Genomic DNA, 20,123 nt, shown 5'->3' with positions numbered 1-20,123 from the left:
GACAATGAATCCGGAATCCATTGAAACAGATATTTTCAATACTGAAACGACAAAACTGACGGTTAAATGGAAATAACGCAAAAGAAGAAACAGGAAAACGGTTGTATAAAAATCTGAAGGGACATCAGATTCCCGCCGTTCAAAATAGAAATTAAATACATTCTTTATTTACGACAGAATCCGCAAAATTTGCGGATTCTGTCGTAAATAAAACCTACCATTTCACAAACAACACTTTCGGATTGATATTAAGGGAGAGCCATCCCCAATCCTGCCAGCATTTATGGTCTCCCCCCTTCACGATATCCATCGTCTTTGAACCTGCCATAAATGAATAACCGGCAGAAAGTTTTACGTCTTTCATCACCGTCACATCCAGTTGAAAATCAAGTTCCGATCCCAATCCCTTATCGTATTTTTTCCCGGCCGATTCGACCTTGGCTGTCGTAGCAAAATAATGGTAATTAAGGCTCAATCCGACTTTAGAGCAAGGCTTAAAGCCCACTCCCAATTGGGAGTCCCACAACCCCGGGTTAAAACCGGCCGCAAAATTGGAAGCATAAAAATAGTCCATACCGCCATAAAATTTATGGTGCGTACCATACAACGGATCAAAAGCCTTGAATTTTTTACCTCCAGGTTTATTACCGCTCAGATAATCGCTGGCGGCCATAAAATTCCAACGCTCATTCAGATTATATTGTGCCCGCAGATTCCACATATAAGCCGTAACACTCCGGTTTGTCTTATTTTTTCCTCCCTGATAATACAATGCTCCCGATAAATTCCATCTCCCCGGCTGATAGGTCAGATAAGTTCCCATCGTCTGCAAATAGCGGGTCCGGGCATCTTCCTCCGTCCCTGTCTCCAATCCCAGATTGATAAAAAGCAAAGAAGCGTTAAAATCCTGTTTACCGCTTTTATAATGATACCACAGAGTCTCCATATTCTTATAAGGTTGTCCGCCGTCTTTATAATAGGTTCCGCCGATCGTTTTCTCATCATTCTGATTGAAAGCCAGAATCAGGTGTAACTGATGTTTTCCGGCAGCATATCCCAATTTCAATGCATCGTGATAACGCCCTGCCACATTCCAATCCAATCCGCCCAAAATCCGTTCGTCATCGTACGACAATGTCTGCCGTCCCAACTATGCGAAAAATCCGGCTCCGAAGTTCAGCTTTGCCCAAGCCTCGTTCAATGCCAACCGGGCATCTCCCTTTTTATCCACCTGCGGTGACTGCCCCCATACCCCGACATGCTGTCCGGAAATTTTCATCGAAAGATCGTGCCGACGGTATTCCATGGAAAGCCGTGCCCGGTTATAGATAAAATAAGCAGGTACTTCTCCCTCCGAACGGGGAGATAAAGCTCCGTTGCGATACTCTGCACGCGGCCGTATCTGGGCCGTCATATCAAATTCGTTTTGCTGTTTCTCATTCTGCGCCCACACAGCGGCAGACATGAGCAGCAAGCAAGCTGTCAATACTTTTCTCATAAACCAATATATTTAGATTAATACTATCCCGTAAAATTATCCGGACAACCCGAATTTATCCCACATTATAAGTATGCACACTCACGCCCTGTGCAGCAGGCAGATAATTGATGCCGTACCAGCACATCTGCAACAACACGAAAGAGACGAGCATAACCACCAATGCCCGGCGATAAAAAACCGGATGATGACGCCGGAAATGAATATACACCAGATAAGCCAGCCACGTAGCGGCAGCCCAGGTCTCTTTCGGATCCCAGCTCCAATAATGTCCCCAGGCCTCTTTAGCCCATAAAGCCCCGAAAAGCATCCCCAATGTCATAAATGCCAGTCCCACATATACTAAATTATCCGTCAATTCCATTTCACGGCAATCAGCCTCCCCTCTTTTTATCCACAACAGGTAAACCGCCATAACGACAGCAGCCCCCAGCATGGCGTACGCAAACATATACACGATAACATGGGGAGCGAACCAAGGACTCTGTAAAGCCGGCATCAATGTTTTATTGTGTATCTCCGGTTTAAACAGATTGATGCAGATAAATACACAGGCAAGTATAAAACTGAACATAAGAATCCATTTGTATTTCCAGCGGACATAGGTGATCAATCCGACCAGAGGCAGAAAAAACGAATACCACAAACGGGTTTCTCCCATCGTACGCATAGGCGGTCTTTCCAAAGAAATCCACAAACCTAAAATAAAAGCAAAAAACACAACCAATCCGGTACCGGTCAGCACCAGAGACACCCAGGGACTCTTCTGTCGCCAGGCAACCACGGCTCCGGCCAGCCAACACCCCATTGCCACAAAAGCAAACCACAAAAAATAATCCCAACTCATAACTGCTCCTCCTTTCTTTTAGAAGCTGTAACAAACATCCATACTGCCCCCGCTATCAACATCCAGATTCCAATATACACCAACGGCAGCCAAGGATCGCGCACCAACTCAAACACACTGATATCGCTCCATTTTCCTTTACTCTCATCGTAACTCAACTGATATACTTTCCACCCCTCTACGGTCAAAGGCCGATTCACTTCGATAACCGCCTCCAGCTTTCTTCCCGACTGCGTATAAAGTTTCACATCAGAAGCAAAGCGCTGAGGTTCCCGCTCCGGCATTACCAGACTAACCTGTTCATCCAATCGCAAAGCTTTATACGGGAAAAGGAAACTCCCGCAACTTACCCAGCCTTCCCGCCGTACGCCCGTAAGCCTGTTGTCAGCTTCAATATACACCGCATACGTCGCTCCTATTGAATGAAATGCGACAAACTTTACCGTATCTTCCGTAGCCACCCGCGCCGACTCAGCCATCTGTCGTACAACCCGGATACGCCAGTCTGCCAATTGTCCCTCCTGTTCCCCAGCCCCCAATAACAGATGCTCCGGTTTTCCTTCCGGCAACACCTTACCCGTCCCGTTATCTATAAGCATCAGTTTGGGAGGGTATTCATCGATCGTAAAATGTTGAAGTTCTATTGCCAAAGGCAATTCCGACTGTTGTCCGGCCTCGTCATAGGCCCGCCATTCAGCCTTTCCGACAACAGTGGTCATCTTCAGCCGCTGCAGATCTGCATTTCCCAAAACCGCCGCCACCACAGCTACGAACAATCCCAAATGATTCAACAAAAAAGGAATATTCCGCCAACGAAAAGGATACAAATGCCGGAAAGCAGTCAATCCCAATACGGTGATCAACCAAGTGAACAACAAGGCAAACGGCCAGGCCGACAACATCTGTGAAAAACCCAGCCAAGGAGCCACGCCGCTCACCGTTTGCGGTCCGGTTTGCCGGATCAATCCCATAATAACCGTCATCACCACGACCGCAGCCAGCGAAGTTACAGCGGCGGCATAGCTTCCCAGCCAACGGAACAGATATATCCGTCCCGACAAACCGGATACCATCACCAACACAATGATATAAACGAGCAGCAGAATAATATTGACAGGCCAGGACAACAACTCCCAATCGATTTTCCCGACAGACCCCTGCAATAATATGCCTGTCAACAGCAACCCGGCAGCAATCGTTGCTCCTTCTCTATATCCCCAAGGCTTTTTCCACATATCATCAATTGCAAACGATCAGTTTCCCTTCCTCTTTTGCCTTTTGCAGCCATTGCGGAACCACCGTTTTCAGGAATTTCTCCTTGGCTTCACGCTCCTGCTTTATATCCAGTCCGATATATTTCTGCGCTTTCTCTTTTGTCGAGATATCCGGCATAGGAACATCTTCGGTAATCCCATGCTTCGCCAACACTTTAGCTACCGTCAAACGTGCCTGTAAAGCTTTGTCCAGACCGTGGGAAAGAATACGCTGTATCTCCTGTGGGGCATGAAATGCCCCCCCGTGTGAAGCGACCCCGAAATCCCAACGCCATTGAGCCTGACGGATCAGTTCCAGCACATCCTTCATTTGTTCCTCCGTAGCTCCGTGATCCCAGGCATATTTTGCTTCGATATGCGCCTTAACCAATTCCGTCTCCAGGCGATTACGGGCCTCGTTTGCCTTTCTCTGTCGTTCGTATACATTATTACGCAACGTCTCTTCACTCTCCCGGTGACACACCTGACACGTACGGTCGATCATTGCCAAAGGACTCTGAATATGGTGGTCGCTGAACTTTACGCCCCCCTCACTCTTATACGGCATATGGCAATCGGCACAGGAAACTCCCCGCTGGGCATGAATACCCATTTGTGATATTTCATAATCCGGATGCTGCGCTTTCAAAATCGGAGTCCTACTCAATGAATGTTTGTAGTCAAAAAAATCAGCCTCATCATAATAAGCTTCCATATCTTCAACCGTAAAACCCTTGTCCCACGGGAACGTCAAATACTTCCCGTCCCCTTTAAAATAATACTCTACGTGACATTGGGCACATACCAACGAACGCATTTCCTGAGGAGTCGCTTTTGTAATATCCTTTCCCTGACGGGCAAAAGCTTCAATCAAGGCCGGACGGCTGATATGCAGATTCATATTCTCCGGCTCATGACAATCGGCACAACCGATCGGATTGACAATTTCACTGCCCAATGCAGCCCATTTATTATTATAGAATGCCTCCACACCGAGGGCTTCCATCATACGGGGTACGTCCGGACTCTTACAAGTCCAGCAGGTAGAAGGTTGAGGACCGCTCTTATCGTCCATCGGAGCGCCTGTACGCAACGATTGGCGGATATCTTCCACAGCATGCATATGTCCGCGAGGCGTGGAATAATCCTTAGAAAAAGCATATCCGGCCCACAATATCACCATTTCGGGCCGTTTCTCCAACACATCCACCATTACGTTCCCGTTAAATTCACTCTCGAAATCCGTACGGGCCGTTTCTGTCCATGTCTGATATTCCCGGGGATAATCCGGCTTAAACTCTTCATTACGCGATTCGATTCCCGTAATCACCTTACGTTTGTTATTGAACACACTGGCCACTTCTGCCCGTCTTTCCATCAGAGCCGATACAGCCAATCCCAGACAAAATACGACAGCCATTGTTCCGCCGAACAACAGCCAACCTTGCCATGACTTTAATTTCTTTTCCATATCACGAGGTATTATTATATTTATTTTAGCATTTTCTTCAACCAATCAGGAGCCGGAGCGTCCGGATAAGGCACCAGCGCATTCGGGGTCATCGCCAGATTACTCTGTCCGCCATGAGGCACATCACGATGGCAATCCCAGCAAGCTTTACCTTCCCCGACTTTCGTTTTCATATAATCAATCTTTCCGGTCTTTACAAACTCCGTATTCAACTGGGTATGACAACGGATGCAGTTTTCCATAATCACCTGCGAACTCTGGTCGTTCGGCCGGATGACCTGCGGCTCTCCATTGGTCAGGAAAACCGCTACATGCCGCATACCGTCCATCCCTTTGAAGGCCCATTTTTTTATCCTATTTTCATGCGGTACATGACAATCGTTACAAGTTGCATTCCGGCTATGCGAACTATGAAACCAGGTAGCATAATAAGGAGCCATAATATGACAATTCACACAAGCCGACGGACTGTCTCCCAGATAAGTATGTGCCCGAAGCATGTAAAGGAATAAACCTCCCCCGCCTGCCAGCATACCCGCCAGGACGATCGCTCCGATTTTCCGTCTCCGGGTCGGAAAAAGGTATCCTATCAATCGTTTCAATTTTATCATTGCTTATCTTTTTTTACAAAAATAAAGGAATCATCCATCCGAATATGTAATTTAAATTACACTTCAAACATTTTTCTTTACTTTATTTTACTATTTTTGTAAAAACATCATAGCTGTTCCATGGATAAAATTGAATGTACAGATAAAATACAGGAATTACTTTTCAATATTCCGCTATTCAAAGACCTGCCGTCCAATATCAAACAGACTCTGTTAGAAAAACTCGATTGCCAGTTTTTTCATATTGGCAAAAAAGAAGTCATAGCCCGGCAAAATACCCCCTGTAAATATCTGTACGTCTTGCTGGAAGGAAAATTACGGACAGATATTATCGATGCTTTGGGAAACGAAATCCTGATCGAATACATCGAAGCACCACGGACATTTGCTACCCCTCATTTATTCAGTGCCGATTGTACCCTGCCCGCAACTTTTACCGTTTTGGAAGAAGGTATATTGCTTACCGCTACCAAAGAATCCTTTTTCCGGCTTTTTGCACAGGAACCGGGAATATTACGTAATTTTCTCCGGATTACGGGAAATTGCACGCATTGTACCGTCAAACGGCTACGCATGCTTTCCTATAAAAGTATCCGCAGCCGTATTACCGCTTATCTGATGGAACATCGCCAGGCAGGCAGCGATACGGTTACAATGGTACACAATCAGCAGCAACTCGCCGAATACCTCGGTGTCACCCGCCCGGCACTTTCCAAAGAAATCAACAAAATGGCCAAAGAAAACCTCATTCGCCTGGACACGCCTAAAGTGCATCTTCTCGCCCCTGACCTACTACAGCAATTCATATAATATAACCGGTCTTTATCTTTTCACCCCACATATTAAATAAACATAATTAACACAGAATAACTAACCTATCGACTTTTAGAAACGTTTCTATACACATATTTACGTATAATAAAAACGATGAATTATTCATGGTTTTTCAGAAATTGTATCCAAAAGCCGGTCGTGTTTGTTCTGACACTCCTGCTCCTCACTTGCTGTACAGACACAATCGGATTGTCCGTACCGGACAATTCCATTCATTTTTCCAACGAAATCGGTATACCCTCGTCACGTACCAATATGAACGGAAGTAACGCATCTTTTACGGCGAACGACCAGATCGGCGTATTCGAAACCCTGACCAACCGGGATAACGTACTTTACACTTACGACACCCCCAACTGGACGACCACCACTCCTATGTATTGGAGAAACAACATATCCCTGCACAAATTCTATGCCTATTATCCGTACAACTCCTCCTCTACCGGCCAGGCCGTCGCCGTTCCTGCCCTCTCGGGACAAACAATCTCCTCTTCCCCCGATGCCCGCTATGATTTACTGACTGCTTCCCTGAATACAACACATACCGCATCCGTCAACTTCAATTTCAACCACGCCCTGACCTTACTGAAATTCAATGTCTCTTTTGCCACAAGTCTCTTATCCACCTTAGCCTCAAGTAAGATAACCATTACCGGCGGAAATTCCACGACAAGCACGTATCCTTCGGGATTATTCAACACAACAGCCAGCCTGAGCAATCTCAGCTACAATTTAATCAATCAGCAACTGGTTATCGCTAACAATACAAGCAGCACTTTCCAGCAAAGTTTTACAGCTACCCTTCCCACCCTCGTTTCCGGAGCTACGACCATTTATGTCTTAGTACTCCCGGGCACTTACACCAATCCGGCTCCCTATGTCAAATTCAGTGTAAAGCTTATCAGTTTAATCGAACTCTCCACCTCCAGCCCTTCGCTCAATACAACAACCTTTCAACCTAACACGGTATATGAATATAATGTACAAGTTATTCCAAAACTTCTTTCCAGAGCAAATTCACCGGCTGATTCTATTGAGGTATTTATCACTCCTGTAAAGGAATTTTCCGGCACACACACGATTCAATAATGTATCACTTAAACTTTAAACTATGAAAACACTTCTATTTATCGCGTCCATAGCTGTATTATTTACAGCTTGCACAAAAGACGATTCTTACGACAATTGCAAAGACAACGACAAAGTATCTATTTCGGCACTAATGGCCGGATTAGCTCCCAACAGCCGGACCACAGACGACGGAACGAATGCGAATTGGGTAACCAACGATTCCATCGGACTCTTTTGCACACAATCGAATCCGGTTGCCAATAATCTGAAATACACCTACTCGGGTAGTAGTTGGTCAACCGTAACACCGATCTTTTGGAAGGATTATACCACACTTCATCAATTTTACGCCTACGCTCCATATGCCGGCGGAAACACGTTGACAGCCGTAAAGATTCCGGTTTTAAACACCCAAACCGGAACAATTAACCCCACGCACAATGTCCTTTATTCGAATAACCAAAGAGCCGGTATCAACCGACCGGCAAATAACGGAAGCGTTCCTTTGACATTCAAGCACGTCCTGGCATTAATACAACTGAATATCAAAATCGACGGGACCGTACCCGCAAACACGACATTAACAAGTGTGACTATCAACGGACAAGCCGGAGAAGGGTTAACAACATCGGCCACAGGAGCCACTTTCAGCTTATCGGACAGCACCTATACGGCAAACGGAGCAACAAACAACCTGATTACCGTCCAGCCGTCGTCCGCGCCCACACTCTCTACGTCGACAGCAACGACCCTGAATATATTGGTATTTCCAATCGCTACCACCACTCCTACCCTGACGATAAATTGTACTTTTCCGAACTCCACAACCGGTAGCGCCAGCATTTCTCTCGGCAGCAATCTTACCTTTACAAGGTCCACCAAATACATTTATACGGTCACTCTTTCCAGAAATGCCATCGTTATCACCAACGTAACCATTAATCCATGGCTTCCCGGAGGCAGCAGCACCATCAACCCGATATTATAAAACAAAATAAGCCCGCTGATTTCGCTGATTGATTTACGAGTGAACATCCGATAAAATGTTAATTTGAAATTTGCAAAAATTACGATCTCATCCGAAGAAGTAATCGCTCATTTTAAATCTGAAATTCATTAGCGAAATCAGCGGGTCCCATCCGGAATCAAAAATATCGTCTCAAAATCTCCCGGTCTGTAACAACCACTTTCCGTTGTTTGAATTCCACTGCCCCATCTTTTGCCAATTCTGTCAATACCCGGACCAAAGAAGGACGAGCCACGCCTAAACGGTCCGCTAATTGTTGCTGATTCCGGATCTCTCCGTTTTCATATAGCCAAACCGATAAACGCCCTTTTAAATCTTGCAACGCAAAAGCATTGACTTTACGACTCAAGAAAATACTCCGATCGGAAATCAGTCGCAGAAAATTCATCATCACGACCGGTTCCTGATGCATAAACCTGGCCATTTCCTCCCGGTTGACGACCCGGATCCTGCATTCCGCCAAGGTCACGATACTCACAGGAAAACGGTTATCCGTTGCAAATACAAATGCAGGCGCCAATACATCCGGAGCATCCAGTTCCTCCACGATAATCTGCTTTCCGTCACTCCCTGTCATATACGAGCGTACCCGACCGCTACACAGCAAATAAAGCCCCGTACAACGGGAATCCTGCATAGCAACGAATTCTCCTGCCGAATAATGTTTCACACCCAATGAAACCGAACCCGAAAAACGACGCAGATTCTCTTCCGGTAAACCCCGGAAAACAGATATTTCCAACAAATCTTCTATATTCTCCATACCGATTTATATAAAACAACGGTTCGACATGACAAAATTAAACACATTGTCTCTTCCGACGTGTAATCAAAAATACAAAGTAATCCGGAAATTCTATATTTCCCCGGCTATAAATACATTCCCACCACCTTAACTGACAAATTTCATTCTAAAACAAAGGATTGTAACATATGTGACAGTCCCGGAGTAAAAAAAACAGAATATTTGCCACCAGAAATAACCTAAAATTTCAGAAAATATGAAAGAAAACATGTTTTGCTTCCAGTGTCAGGAAACCGCCAAAGGTATAGGATGTACCGTTAAAGGCGTATGCGGGAAAATGAGTAGTACGTCGGCCATGATGGATATGTTGTTATTCTCCGTCCGTGGAATTGCTATCGTAGCCAATACGCTAAGAAACGGCCATCGCAAGATAGACGAAAAAATCAACCGGTTTATTGTCGACGCACTATTTACCACAATTACCAATGCCAATTTCGACGATCAGCGTATTATCCGGCTCATACGCAAAGGCATGGAACTCCGGAACGAACTGATAAACCAAGCCCGTCAAGCCGGCATCCCCCTACCCGAAACAGACGAATTACAATGGCAGGGCACAGAAGAGGAATATACCGCCAAAGCCTCACAAGTCGGCGTACTCCGGGAAACGGACGAAAACCTGCGTTCACTGAAAGAACTCACCCTATACGGCTTAAAAGGCATGGCTGCCTATACGGAACACGCCATGCACCTCGGCTTCAATGACGAATCTATACACACATTCATGCAACAGGCCTTATCCGATATGACGACCCAAAAACTCACCGTTCCGGAGCTCACCCAACTGGTACTCGAAACAGGAAAATACGGCGTAAGCGCTATGGCCCTGCTCGACAAAGCCAATACCCAAAGCTACGGTAATCCGGAAATAACGAAAGTCGATATCGGCGTTCGTTCCAACCCGGGTATCCTGATCAGCGGTCATGACCTGAAAGACCTGGAAGAATTGCTCGAACAAACGGAAGGTACAGGCGTAGACGTTTATACCCACAGCGAGATGCTCCCGGCCCACTATTATCCGGCATTCAAAAAATACAGCCACTTCGCCGGTAATTACGGGAATTCATGGTGGCGTCAACGGGAAGAATTCGAGACATTCAACGGCCCGATTTACTTCACGACCAATTGCATCGTTCCCCCGCTGCCTTCAGCTTCCTATATCAACCGGATGTATACCGGAAATTCTACCGGATATCCCGGATGCAAACACATTCAGGAAAATACGGATGGCTACAAAGACTTTTCGGAGATTATCGCGCAAGCTAAAAAATGCCTGCCGCCTACGGAAATAGAAACAGGCCATATTACCGGCGGTTTTGCCCACAATCAGGTTGTACAACTAGCACCTCAGATTATCGAAGCCGTACGCAGCGGAGCCATCCGCAAATTCATCGTTATGGCCGGTTGCGACGGACGAATGAAAAACCGCGAATATTACATGGAATTTGCCGAAGCACTCCCCCCAAATACAGTTATCCTTACCGCCGGTTGTGCCAAATACCGTTACAACAAACTGGGATTAGGCGATATCAACGGCATTCCGCGTGTCCTGGACGCCGGACAATGCAACGACAGTTACTCCCTGGCTCTTATTGCCCTAAAATTAAAAGAGATATTCGGCCTGGCAAATGTCAACGACTTGCCCATCGCCTTCAACATCGCCTGGTATGAGCAAAAAGCTGTCATCGTTCTTTTAGCTTTACTCAGCCTCGGTTTTAAAAACATACACATCGGTCCGACTCTTCCGGCTTTCGTATCTCCGGCTATACTGAACGTACTCGCCGAACAGTTCAATCTCGGAGGTATTACCGATGTAAAACAAGACCTCCAACGACTCCACATTGCCTGATACATCCGACCGCAGACTGTGCTTTAACCGGCACAGTCGTGTCTTTTAGCGATCGAGCATTTGCTGAAACTCTTTCAGAAAGCAACCGATCTGAAAGCCGCTGACAAAACCGTGATTCACCGACAAAGCGACGGGCATCACCCGTTTCCCATGTTCTTCAGTTACCTTACCAAAAGTAAAAATAGGGATATTCTCATGCGGCACCTGAGGTATTCCTACCTGCACACTCGTAAAGCGATACCACGGATTTACACTGATCAGAATAAAATCCCGGTTATGATCTTTCTCTTCGTGAGCCTGTCCCTCTCCCCGCTTGGCACGCTCAACAACCGGCAAAGCCTTTTCAAGAAAAACGTCCAAATCGTCTTCCAGCGGCAACAGCACCGACCGGTAGCTCCCGTCGGCAATAGAAATAGGGGTAAATAAATTTACCCGATCGTATAAAACCACCTCTTCCCCCTCCTGCCGGTAGCGCAATTCTTCAATACGATTGGCTGCCACCAATGCCGCATGCATATAATACAGCGAAAAAGGCACGCCCAACTCTTTAGCCCGCTGATATGCCAAGGTACAATCCACCTCGACCGTCACCGACACCATCGGATTCTGGAAGGTCCGGAAAAATAAAAATTCCTCCTTCCGCTTCCAATTTTCAATATCGATCACCTGTCTCATATTCAAATTTATAAAAAATCTCACTTCAAATCTGCAAACAAATGCTTACCTCTGCCGGCAAGCTACAAACGACAGAACCGGAACACAGCCTGCCCTCTATTCCGTCTTCAAAAATAAGGATAAAATAAGACTTTTACCGGCATTCGGACATTTTAACAAAACAACCGGTATATACCGGTGATCAATTACCGGGCACACTTTCAAGCCGGGCCACCAACTGATCACATTCATCCAAAACCTTTTGATCGAATTCTTTCAGATAAATCCGCGTTGTTTTTTCCGAGGTATGTCCGAGTCCTTCACTGATCACCGAAACAGGAATACCACACTCCTTGGCCTGAGTTGCCCAGCTATGGCGGGCGACATAGGTGGTCAACCCGACCTCATATCCCAACCGATCTCCCAATAGCTTGAGCTTCCGCTCCACCTTGCTGAGCGCACGGCGATATTGCCGGTAAGGCGACAGATAGGAAGATTCATCTATAACCGGAAATATGTAATCCGAGTCGCTCTGATAACGCGAGATAATCTCTTTCAATTTATCCGTCAGACTGACCCGGATAAGCTGCCGTGTCTTATGACGGTAATATTCGATAAAATTACATTTTATATTCTCCTTTTTTAAAAAAACCATATCCACAAAAGACATTCCCCGGGCATAAAAGCTGAACATAAACAGATTACGGATAAAATTAAGATCAGGAACATCCTCCAGCGGAAGCTGCATCAAACGACGGATATGATCACGGCTCATCGCCCGCTTGACAGTCTTGGCAGGACGGGTCTGCACATGCCGGAAAGGATTCACAGCCGGCTCTATTTCCCCCTCCAAAACGGCCTGATTATAGATAGCCCGCAGATTACGCATATAAAAACTCACCGTATTGCAACATACCCCGCTTTTTAATAGGTGTCTCTCATAAGTTCTGACAAAAGCGGGAGTCACCTCGGAAACAGCCATCTTTTCTTTACCGGTAAAATGCAACAGAGATGAACGGGTACTGCGGTAGGCTGCCGCAGTACCATATTTGCCCAGTTCCTCTTTCTGCCGGACACAACCGTCTATAAAGGCAAACAACCCTTCCCCTCTTATTTGTCCCTCGTAATATCCGGCAATATCGGCTACGGTAAAATCCGGCATACACTTTTTCAACTCACCGATCAGGCCGTTCAGCTTTTTTCGCTCCTTGATGATCCAACGATTGATACTGCGGACTTCACGGTGGGTCAACCTGTCCTTACAGTAAACTACTTTTTCTTTTACCGTATCAAACTCCGGGCCAGCAACCCGGAACGGACTATAAATCAATTTTTTACGCCTAGAATGTATAATCTGGAACACCAAAGGATAAGTTCCATTCAATAAAACACGATCTTTGTTTAATTTCAGTTTGACAGACGTCATATTTCTACCATTAATAAGTGCCATAAAACACTTCATATGAACATACGGCTTCGTAGTAAACAAAAATCCGGGAATAATTATCGGCAAATGAGGTTAAAAAGCTCAATTTCAAACCTAATATCAAGAAAAAAAACAACGCTTAAAACCCTGCACATACGCGGACAAATATGCAAAATAATTCCAAATCTACAAACAAAAACAGAATATTTGACACAGCAACCAATGGATTGTAAATAGTACATTATAGACTATAAACATGGAATTATTTGACAAACGGATCTGTTGCCGGATTCATTCAGAATCTGTCTTTATCTTTGATTTACGATTGGGAAAAAATTACACACTGGGACGGACTCATTGTGTAATTTTGGGTTTACGATTTTTGATTGAATCCCGCAGATTTAAGGGATTTTGCAGATGGATTACAAATATAAAAGCGTTGGCCGACTGATTCGTCGTCGGATTCATTTAATTTAAATTTAAAATCAAAATCCGGAATTACTTATCTCTCTGAAACGGCGTAAATAAGTCCACGTCCTCAATTGCAAGCAAAATAATCGAACTGAACTGTAAAAACACCCCCAATTTATGATGATTTAAAGATAATCGACAGCTTCCGGACCTGTATTAAAAAGTAAATCCAATATACTTAAATCCGGCGTAAACGGGAAACGGTCGGCAAACGTCTGGGTATAGGGTTTTGCTTTAAACAGAATGTCCTCCTTTTCCTGGCGGGCCGGTTTCGGATGGATCACACCACGCATATCACATACTTCTTCGGGGTAAGTTTGATAATCCGTTGTAAAAACAAGGGATCGCCGAATCTGTAAAATACCGAGTACCGTTTCCAGAATCGCCGAATTTAAATCGAGCAGATATTTTTCTTTTTTCTCAAAAAACGGAATAAAATCTTCCATGTAATAATCGTAATACGGAGAATTCTTATAGGCAGACTCGATTCCCTTGAAATGCAATTTTTGCCAACGGGTCGAATAATCGATACATGCCTCCTTTGTCAGAAATTTAACTTCGTTCGTCTTTTTCACGGGCACGGTAAGAGACAGAATACCATTGGCGGACAAAATCTCACAGCGGTTACGGTAACTTTGCTTCCCGTAGCTTTCCCATTGCTCTATACCAACCTCATCGTATCGATTCACACAGGCGAGATATTGTACCGGAGGAAAATAAGCCGTATTCAGTATTACTTTTGACATTGTATTGCTTAAAATCAAACACAAAAATAATTGTAAATTTACGATTTCAGATTAAATGAATCCCGCAACGGATCAGTTTGTCGAACGATTTACAATCTGTCTGCAAAATCTGCAGAATTCAATCAAAAATCGCAAATCAAAAATCAAGTTTTCACGGCAAAATTAATAAAATTCGAGTATTTTTCCCTCATCCTTCCGTATTCCCGGTTTTCTCTTTAATTTTGCAATACTAAACAAAACAGGAAAACGAAGTGATATATCCGGAAAATTTTGAGAGTAAGATAAAGTTCGACAGAATCCGGGAAATGCTTACCGGCAGATGCCGAAGTGATATGGGACGGGAACTGGTAAAAGCCATGACCTTTTCAGAGGAGGACATTTTTATCCGGGAAAATCTGGAAGAAACGGCCGAATTTATGCGTATTGTGCGGGAAGAAGAGTTTCCGGGAGACTACTATGCCGATGCCCGTCCTTTTCTGAATAAGATCCGCATCGAAGGACTTTATCTGGATATCCCCGAATTGGTTGCATTAAAAAACTCATTGGAAAGTCTGACCGCCATTGTCCGTTTTTTCAACGGTAAAAATGAACAGTATCCCCACCTGACTCAAAAAGCCGGACAGATACAGTTGTTTCCTTATGTTTTACAACGCCTGGACTCGATTGTTTCCAAACACGGTACGATTAAGGATAACGCCTCTTCCGAACTGAACGACATACGCCGCAATATCCTGAAAAAACAGTCAGGTATATCCCGGCGCATGCAATCCTTATTACAGCAGGCCCAATCTGAAGGATGGGCAGAAAAGGACTCTTCTATCGCCATCCGTGACGGACGCATGGTTATTCCTGTTCCCTCGGCCTACAAACGCCGCATCAACGGTATCGTACATGACGAATCGACGACCGGAAAAACCTCCTATATCGAACCGGCAGAAATCATCGAAACGAACAACGAGATACGGGAACTTCAACTGGAAGAAAAACGGGAGATCATCCGGATATTGCGTAAGTTCTCTGACGATATACGTCCTTACATCGACCACCTGATTCCGGCCTACAATTTTTTGGCCCATGTCGATTTCGTCAAGGCCAAAGCACTATTTTCCATTGAAATCGAAGCCATTGTTCCGGTATTTCAAAATCTTCCCGAAATGTGGTGGTATGAAGCCAGACATCCCTTGTTGTACCTGGCTTTTAAAAATACGGAAAAAAAACTGATTCCCTTAAAACTGGAAGTCAACGACGAACAACGAATCATACTGATTTCCGGACCGAATGCAGGAGGAAAATCCGTGTGTCTGCAAACAGCCGGACTTCTGCAATACATGTTTCAGTGCGGTTTACCGGTACCGGTAAGCGAGGCGAGTCGTTTCGGTATCTTTAAAAAAATTCTGATCGATATCGGTGACGAGCAATCCATCGAAAACGATTTGAGTACTTACAGTTCACACCTGATCAACATGAAAAACTTTGTCCGTTACGGCGACAAAGACACCTTGATATTGATCGACGAATTCGGCACCGGTACAGAGCCCATGCTGGGTGGAGCCATTGCCGAAGCAATTCTGCATGCTTTAAACAACAAAGAAGTAAAAGGAGTTATCACCACACACTATACCAACCTCAAACATTTTGCTTCAGCCACTCCCGGTATTGAAAACGGAGCCATGCTATACGACAACCACCGGATGATGCCCCTTTTCGAACTGCAAATCGGCAAACCGGGTTCATCCTTTGCTTTCGAGATTGCCAATAAAATCGGCTTGCCAAAAGAAATTCTGGACGAAGCTGCCGGAAAAATAGGCGAAGACCATATCAATTATGATAAACACCTGAAAGACATTGCCCGGGATAAACGCTATTGGGAAGAAAAGCGAAGGAAAATCCACGAAAATGAAAAACGCCTGGATGATGTCGTCGCAAAATACAGTAACGAACTCCAGGAAGCCTCCCGGCTACGAAAAGAAATCATCCGGGAAGCCCAGCTTAAAGCACAGGAAATTATTGCTAATGCCAACAAAACAATAGAAACTACCATCCGGGAAATCCGGGAAAGCCAGGCCGAGAAAGAAAAAACCCGGATTGTACGTGCACAACTGGAAGCAGAAAAACAAAAATTGCTCTCTGAAGAAGAGGAAGAAGAACGCCTGAAACGGAAAATCGAAAAAATAAAAAACCGGGAAAACCGGAAAAAGAAAAAAACCGAAAAAGAAACCGTTTCTGAATATGACAAGAAAGAAACATCCCTCCTCCTGCAAAAAGGAGATTATGTCAAGCTACCCAACCAGGCCATCGGAGAAATTCTGGACATCAAAGCCGGAAAAGCACTGATAGCACTCGGTAACATTCGTACCCAGATTGCAGTAGAACAACTCCGTAAAGCCTCTGCCAACCAGATCAAAAAGCAAACCCGCCCGGCAAACAGGTCTGCCTATCCGGATTTCCGGGAAAATATGAGTCAGAAACGCCTGATGTTCAAACCGGAAATCGATGTTCGTGGCCTTCGGGGAGACGAAGCCCTGCAAAAGGTCACCGAATTCATCGATGAAGCCGTAATGCTCGATTCCAAAAACCTGCGCATCCTCCACGGCACAGGCACCGGGGCCTTGCGGCAAATCATCCGCGAATACCTTAGTACCAATCCCGTCGTCGGTTCTTACTCCGACGAACAAGTACAACTAGGAGGGGCAGGCATTACAGTCGTCAAACTGGATATCTGACATCCGACATTTTGGTCGACCGAAATTATACGACAGTCCGGCAACTCTACGTGTATCTCCCGGACAAAACAGATATCCCCCCACTGGAATACCTCCAAAAAATACTGAAAAAAATCAGATTATAAAGGAAGCCCGCAGATTTCGGTGTTCTCGCAGATAATTAATTTAAAATCAATATATCTCCCGAATCTGTGGGCCACTTAATATTATCTCTGCCTCATTATTTAAATAATATTTTCTTTTCCGATATATTCGTTATGCCTTTCGACTGCAAATAGGCTCTTACTTTGGCAATAGTTTCCGGCCGGATCTTTTCAAAAATTTCAAGTTCCACATTTTTCACCTTGTCCGTACGAATCTGATCGATAAAAGAAACTGCATTTTCATATTTCCATACATCCCGCCTGGCCTGTAACCCGGAATTATAGGTAAATACCATCGTCAACTGGGGAAGTGCCCCTGTTTCCTGTGATATCAAGGTAGGCTGAATGCCTTTATCCTTCAAAAAAGAAACGATTTTATCCTTTGATAACCGACCTTTTATCTGCAGTTCGATATCTCCTTGTGATATCGGCCAGCCCTCTTTTTCCAACTTTTCTCCAAGTTGTTCGATATTTACAGCCCTAAGATGTACCGCCTTGCCTTCAGCCGTCTTATAGATCAGATTGATCGGATAAGCAGGTGGAGGTGGAGGAGCCTGAACCAGAGAAGGATCGAGGTACGGCTCTGTAATATGCGGCTTTGCAATATTCACCAATACAGGAAATTTTTTATCCATTTTATCCCGGTCGGACTCCGGAAGCTGCTGCCGCACCTCCGTTGTAAATCTATCACACACTTCACCGACAATATTTAACAGATCCTGCCATTTCTTATCGGAAGTTTCCTTATCCCTCATCATCACAATATATACCGGAGAAAAACGGGTATGCATCCCTTTGAGTTGTGCCGCCAATTTATCCGCTAACTGATCCCAGGTAACATTATCGGCTAATAAATTATTGACAATTAAAAGGATGTTTTTGCGATTGATGTATAAATTAAGAACACGCTCTTTCTCCAATTTCACGTTTTCAACACGGTCACCGAAATATTCCTTCCAGGTCTGCTGAAAAAAATCTTCCGTCCATTTTTCGGGCTTATCCGGAATTTGATTAACTTTGTCAAAGGAAGCCAGTTTCTCCATGGAAGAAGCTACTTCCGGACGAGCAAAAGCCTGCGCTATCAGCACTGCTAACGGTAAGAAAAATAAAATTTTCAACCGTGCCCAACGATTTGATTTTTCTTTTAACATCATAGTAATTCGATTTTTTAGTTTACTGTGATTAAAGCTGTTGGCAATAGATTCGACCCTGGAGCCGACAGCTTTTTTCACCAATAATAATTGATATTTAGTTGCATCGATGCCTTGTTTGATAACGCCTTCGTCAGCCTCATACTCATGAATATCCTGCAATTCCCGCCTTAACAGCCACACGGCCGGATTGAACCAATGAAACACGAGTAACAACTGAATCAGATATAAATCCCAAGTGTGTTTCTTACGAATATGGATACATTCGTGTGCAATGATTTCCTTATACCCTTCATAATCCTGGCGGGATAATACAATATAATTCCGCCAACTGAAAGGACAAATTTTCCCGGAAACAACGACTAATGTATACCCTTCTCTAGGTATAGATTCCCCGCTGCGAAGAATACCGAACATTCTCCGATAAGCAAGTAGCCAAAATAAAAGACAGATACCCATTCCCCCTACATAAATCCATCCGGTATAAGGAATATTTCCTTTGCTTTCTGTCAGGACTTCTGTATCGGTTGTTGGCAGCGCATAAATCATGGCAGTCTGTTCTTCTTCCGGTACATAACCCGTTATGACTTTTTCCAATTCATTCAGATGCTGGCGGAAAGGCGACGGTTCAGCTTCAAACTCAACAAAAGGCCATACCAGACAAAACAGTATCCCTCCCAGCAAAATAAAGCGATTCCATCTGAAAAAAGTATCCCGGCACAACAATACCTTAAAAAATATCAAAAACAAAGTCAGGCAAATCGTCGAACGAAAAATATAAAGTAAAAAAGCTTCCATAACTACCGTTTTCTTTTATTCTCGATCTGACGGATCAGGTCCTTCAGTTCATTTACAGAAATATTTTCTTCCTCAATCAAGGCCGATACAACCCGCGTATAAGAGTTATTGAAATATTTCGATACCACATTCTTAAGCGTGCCACGCCGGTACTCTTCGCGGGATACGGCTGCATAATACTGATAGGTATTACCATAAACCGTATAAGCAATAAAACCTTTTTCCTCCAATCCCCGTACGATGGTCGACAGCGTATTATAATGCGGTTTCGGCTCTTTGTAAAATTCCAGCAATTGTTTTACAAATAAAGGTCCCTTATCCCAAAAGAACCCCATAATTTCTTCTTCTTTAGCCGTTAATCTTTCCATTACCCAATTATTTAATAAGAACATTACAAATATAACTATATTTTTTAATTATACAACTACATGGAATAGTTTTTCAACTAAATAATTTAGTTGTTATTCGGAATAAAAAATAAAGGAGGAAGACATCTCCTCCTTTTATTCAGATTTTCATCACTCAAACCCGATAAATACGACACTCACAACTCCCGGAGACAGCTTGCAAACTTTAAATCAAGCATACAATCCCCCTTATTAAAAGAATCGTAAATCAAAAATTACACGCTGGGACGGACTCATTGTGTAACTTTCACCTCCCTGTTCTCAATTTTAAATCTAAAATCTAAAATTTAAAATCATAAACAACCTCCTCGAAAACCCTCTACAAATCAGCAATCTCC

The 20,123-nt window shown here is 44.3% G+C and carries 15 protein-coding genes and 1 pseudogene; 5 read left to right on the top strand and 11 right to left on the bottom strand.

All coding sequences use genetic code 11. The features are described from left to right. Nucleotides 1-214: 214 nt before the first annotated feature. From DD657_RS00185 to nrfH, 5 genes and pseudogenes are all read right to left on the bottom strand, one after another. Nucleotides 215-1,498: pseudogene (locus DD657_RS00185) on the bottom strand (alginate export family protein). A gap of 55 nt (nt 1,499-1,553) precedes the next feature. Beyond that, nucleotides 1,554-2,345, bottom strand: a complete 792-nt coding sequence (gene ccsA, locus DD657_RS00180; protein ID WP_068688685.1) for a cytochrome c biogenesis protein CcsA — start codon at nt 2,343-2,345, stop codon at nt 1,554-1,556. Beyond that, nucleotides 2,342-3,580 carry a cytochrome c biogenesis ResB family protein gene (locus DD657_RS00175; protein ID WP_287047943.1) on the bottom strand — a complete coding sequence of 413 codons (1,239 nt, stop codon included), beginning with the start codon at nt 3,578-3,580 and terminating at the stop codon, nt 2,342-2,344. Before DD657_RS00175 ends, ccsA begins: the two co-directional genes overlap by 4 nt. 4 nt (nt 3,581-3,584) lie before the next feature. After that, nucleotides 3,585-5,069: an ammonia-forming cytochrome c nitrite reductase gene (nrfA, locus tag DD657_RS00170; protein ID WP_287047942.1), complete on the bottom strand. Its 1,485-nt coding sequence runs from the start codon at nt 5,067-5,069 to the stop codon at nt 3,585-3,587. A 20-nt stretch (nt 5,070-5,089) separates the two neighbouring features. Next, the gene (gene nrfH, locus DD657_RS00165; protein WP_021987191.1) at nt 5,090-5,680 is read right to left on the bottom strand and encodes a cytochrome c nitrite reductase small subunit; all 591 of its coding nucleotides are present in this window, start codon (nt 5,678-5,680) and stop codon (nt 5,090-5,092) included. A gap of 120 nt (nt 5,681-5,800) precedes the next feature. On the opposite strand from nrfH, the gene DD657_RS00160 reads away from it, so the two are divergent. From DD657_RS00160 to DD657_RS00150, 3 genes are all read left to right on the top strand, one after another. Next, the gene (locus DD657_RS00160) at nt 5,801-6,490 is read left to right on the top strand and encodes a Crp/Fnr family transcriptional regulator (RefSeq protein WP_068688678.1); all 690 of its coding nucleotides are present in this window, start codon (nt 5,801-5,803) and stop codon (nt 6,488-6,490) included. A gap of 117 nt (nt 6,491-6,607) precedes the next feature. Beyond that, a complete protein-coding gene (locus DD657_RS00155) occupies nt 6,608-7,603 on the top strand; it encodes a fimbrillin family protein (protein ID WP_287047941.1) in 996 nt (331 codons plus the stop codon). Nucleotides 7,604-7,625: 22 nt separating this feature from the next. Then, nucleotides 7,626-8,573, top strand: coding sequence for a fimbrillin family protein (locus DD657_RS00150; RefSeq protein WP_068688674.1), 948 nt, complete (start codon nt 7,626-7,628; stop codon nt 8,571-8,573). A gap of 157 nt (nt 8,574-8,730) precedes the next feature. Here DD657_RS00150 and DD657_RS00145 read toward each other — a convergent pair whose 3' ends face one another. Continuing rightward, nucleotides 8,731-9,375 carry a Crp/Fnr family transcriptional regulator gene (locus tag DD657_RS00145; RefSeq protein ID WP_021987195.1) on the bottom strand — a complete coding sequence of 215 codons (645 nt, stop codon included), beginning with the start codon at nt 9,373-9,375 and terminating at the stop codon, nt 8,731-8,733. 238 nt (nt 9,376-9,613) lie between these two features. On the opposite strand from DD657_RS00145, the gene hcp reads away from it, so the two are divergent. Next, nucleotides 9,614-11,266: a hydroxylamine reductase gene (hcp, locus tag DD657_RS00140; RefSeq protein ID WP_287047940.1), complete on the top strand. Its 1,653-nt coding sequence runs from the start codon at nt 9,614-9,616 to the stop codon at nt 11,264-11,266. A 45-nt stretch (nt 11,267-11,311) separates the two neighbouring features. Here the strand turns inward: hcp and DD657_RS00135 are convergent, their stop codons facing one another. From DD657_RS00135 to DD657_RS00125, 3 genes are all read right to left on the bottom strand, one after another. After that, nucleotides 11,312-11,941: a CatA-like O-acetyltransferase gene (locus DD657_RS00135; RefSeq protein ID WP_021987197.1), complete on the bottom strand. Its 630-nt coding sequence runs from the start codon at nt 11,939-11,941 to the stop codon at nt 11,312-11,314. Nucleotides 11,942-12,122: 181 nt separating this feature from the next. Beyond that, entirely contained in the window at nt 12,123-13,370 is a 1,248-nt protein-coding gene (locus tag DD657_RS00130) for a site-specific integrase (RefSeq protein WP_161945845.1), read from the bottom strand. Nucleotides 13,371-13,942: 572 nt separating this feature from the next. Beyond that, entirely contained in the window at nt 13,943-14,563 is a 621-nt protein-coding gene (locus DD657_RS00125; RefSeq protein ID WP_287047939.1) for a WbqC family protein, read from the bottom strand. A 251-nt stretch (nt 14,564-14,814) separates the two neighbouring features. Here DD657_RS00125 and DD657_RS00120 point away from each other — a divergent pair, with 251 nt between their 5' ends. After that, the gene (locus tag DD657_RS00120) at nt 14,815-17,286 is read left to right on the top strand and encodes an endonuclease MutS2 (protein ID WP_287047938.1); all 2,472 of its coding nucleotides are present in this window, start codon (nt 14,815-14,817) and stop codon (nt 17,284-17,286) included. A 220-nt stretch (nt 17,287-17,506) separates the two neighbouring features. Here the strand turns inward: DD657_RS00120 and DD657_RS00115 are convergent, their stop codons facing one another. After that, nucleotides 17,507-19,378: a M56 family metallopeptidase gene (locus DD657_RS00115; protein ID WP_287047937.1), complete on the bottom strand. Its 1,872-nt coding sequence runs from the start codon at nt 19,376-19,378 to the stop codon at nt 17,507-17,509. 2 nt (nt 19,379-19,380) lie between these two features. Then, nucleotides 19,381-19,746 carry a BlaI/MecI/CopY family transcriptional regulator gene (locus tag DD657_RS00110; RefSeq protein ID WP_021987205.1) on the bottom strand — a complete coding sequence of 122 codons (366 nt, stop codon included), beginning with the start codon at nt 19,744-19,746 and terminating at the stop codon, nt 19,381-19,383. Nucleotides 19,747-20,123: the final 377 nt, after the last annotated feature.

The sequence above is a fragment of the Culturomica sp. genome, from assembly GCF_003524185.1.
Lineage (GTDB): Bacteria > Bacteroidota > Bacteroidia > Bacteroidales > Marinifilaceae > Culturomica > Culturomica massiliensis.
This window is presented reverse-complemented; position numbering and strand designations above follow the sequence as displayed.

What these genes read in the sequence shown, in the direction of transcription:
- DD657_RS00130 (WP_161945845.1), bottom strand. Translation starts at nt 13,370, where the DNA reads ATGGCACTTATTAATGGTAGAAATATGACGTCTGTCAAACTGAAATTA.
- nrfA (WP_287047942.1), bottom strand. Translation starts at nt 5,069, where the DNA reads ATGGAAAAGAAATTAAAGTCATGGCAAGGTTGGCTGTTGTTCGGCGGA.
- DD657_RS00150 (WP_068688674.1), top strand. Translation starts at nt 7,626, where the DNA reads ATGAAAACACTTCTATTTATCGCGTCCATAGCTGTATTATTTACAGCT.
- DD657_RS00175 (WP_287047943.1), bottom strand. Translation starts at nt 3,580, where the DNA reads ATGTGGAAAAAGCCTTGGGGATATAGAGAAGGAGCAACGATTGCTGCC.
- DD657_RS00115 (WP_287047937.1), bottom strand. Translation starts at nt 19,378, where the DNA reads ATGGAAGCTTTTTTACTTTATATTTTTCGTTCGACGATTTGCCTGACT.
- DD657_RS00160 (WP_068688678.1), top strand. Translation starts at nt 5,801, where the DNA reads ATGGATAAAATTGAATGTACAGATAAAATACAGGAATTACTTTTCAAT.
- DD657_RS00135 (WP_021987197.1), bottom strand. Translation starts at nt 11,941, where the DNA reads ATGAGACAGGTGATCGATATTGAAAATTGGAAGCGGAAGGAGGAATTT.
- hcp (WP_287047940.1), top strand. Translation starts at nt 9,614, where the DNA reads ATGAAAGAAAACATGTTTTGCTTCCAGTGTCAGGAAACCGCCAAAGGT.
- ccsA (WP_068688685.1), bottom strand. Translation starts at nt 2,345, where the DNA reads ATGAGTTGGGATTATTTTTTGTGGTTTGCTTTTGTGGCAATGGGGTGT.
- DD657_RS00145 (WP_021987195.1), bottom strand. Translation starts at nt 9,375, where the DNA reads ATGGAGAATATAGAAGATTTGTTGGAAATATCTGTTTTCCGGGGTTTA.
- DD657_RS00125 (WP_287047939.1), bottom strand. Translation starts at nt 14,563, where the DNA reads ATGTCAAAAGTAATACTGAATACGGCTTATTTTCCTCCGGTACAATAT.
- DD657_RS00155 (WP_287047941.1), top strand. Translation starts at nt 6,608, where the DNA reads ATGAATTATTCATGGTTTTTCAGAAATTGTATCCAAAAGCCGGTCGTG.
- DD657_RS00110 (WP_021987205.1), bottom strand. Translation starts at nt 19,746, where the DNA reads ATGGAAAGATTAACGGCTAAAGAAGAAGAAATTATGGGGTTCTTTTGG.
- nrfH (WP_021987191.1), bottom strand. Translation starts at nt 5,680, where the DNA reads ATGATAAAATTGAAACGATTGATAGGATACCTTTTTCCGACCCGGAGA.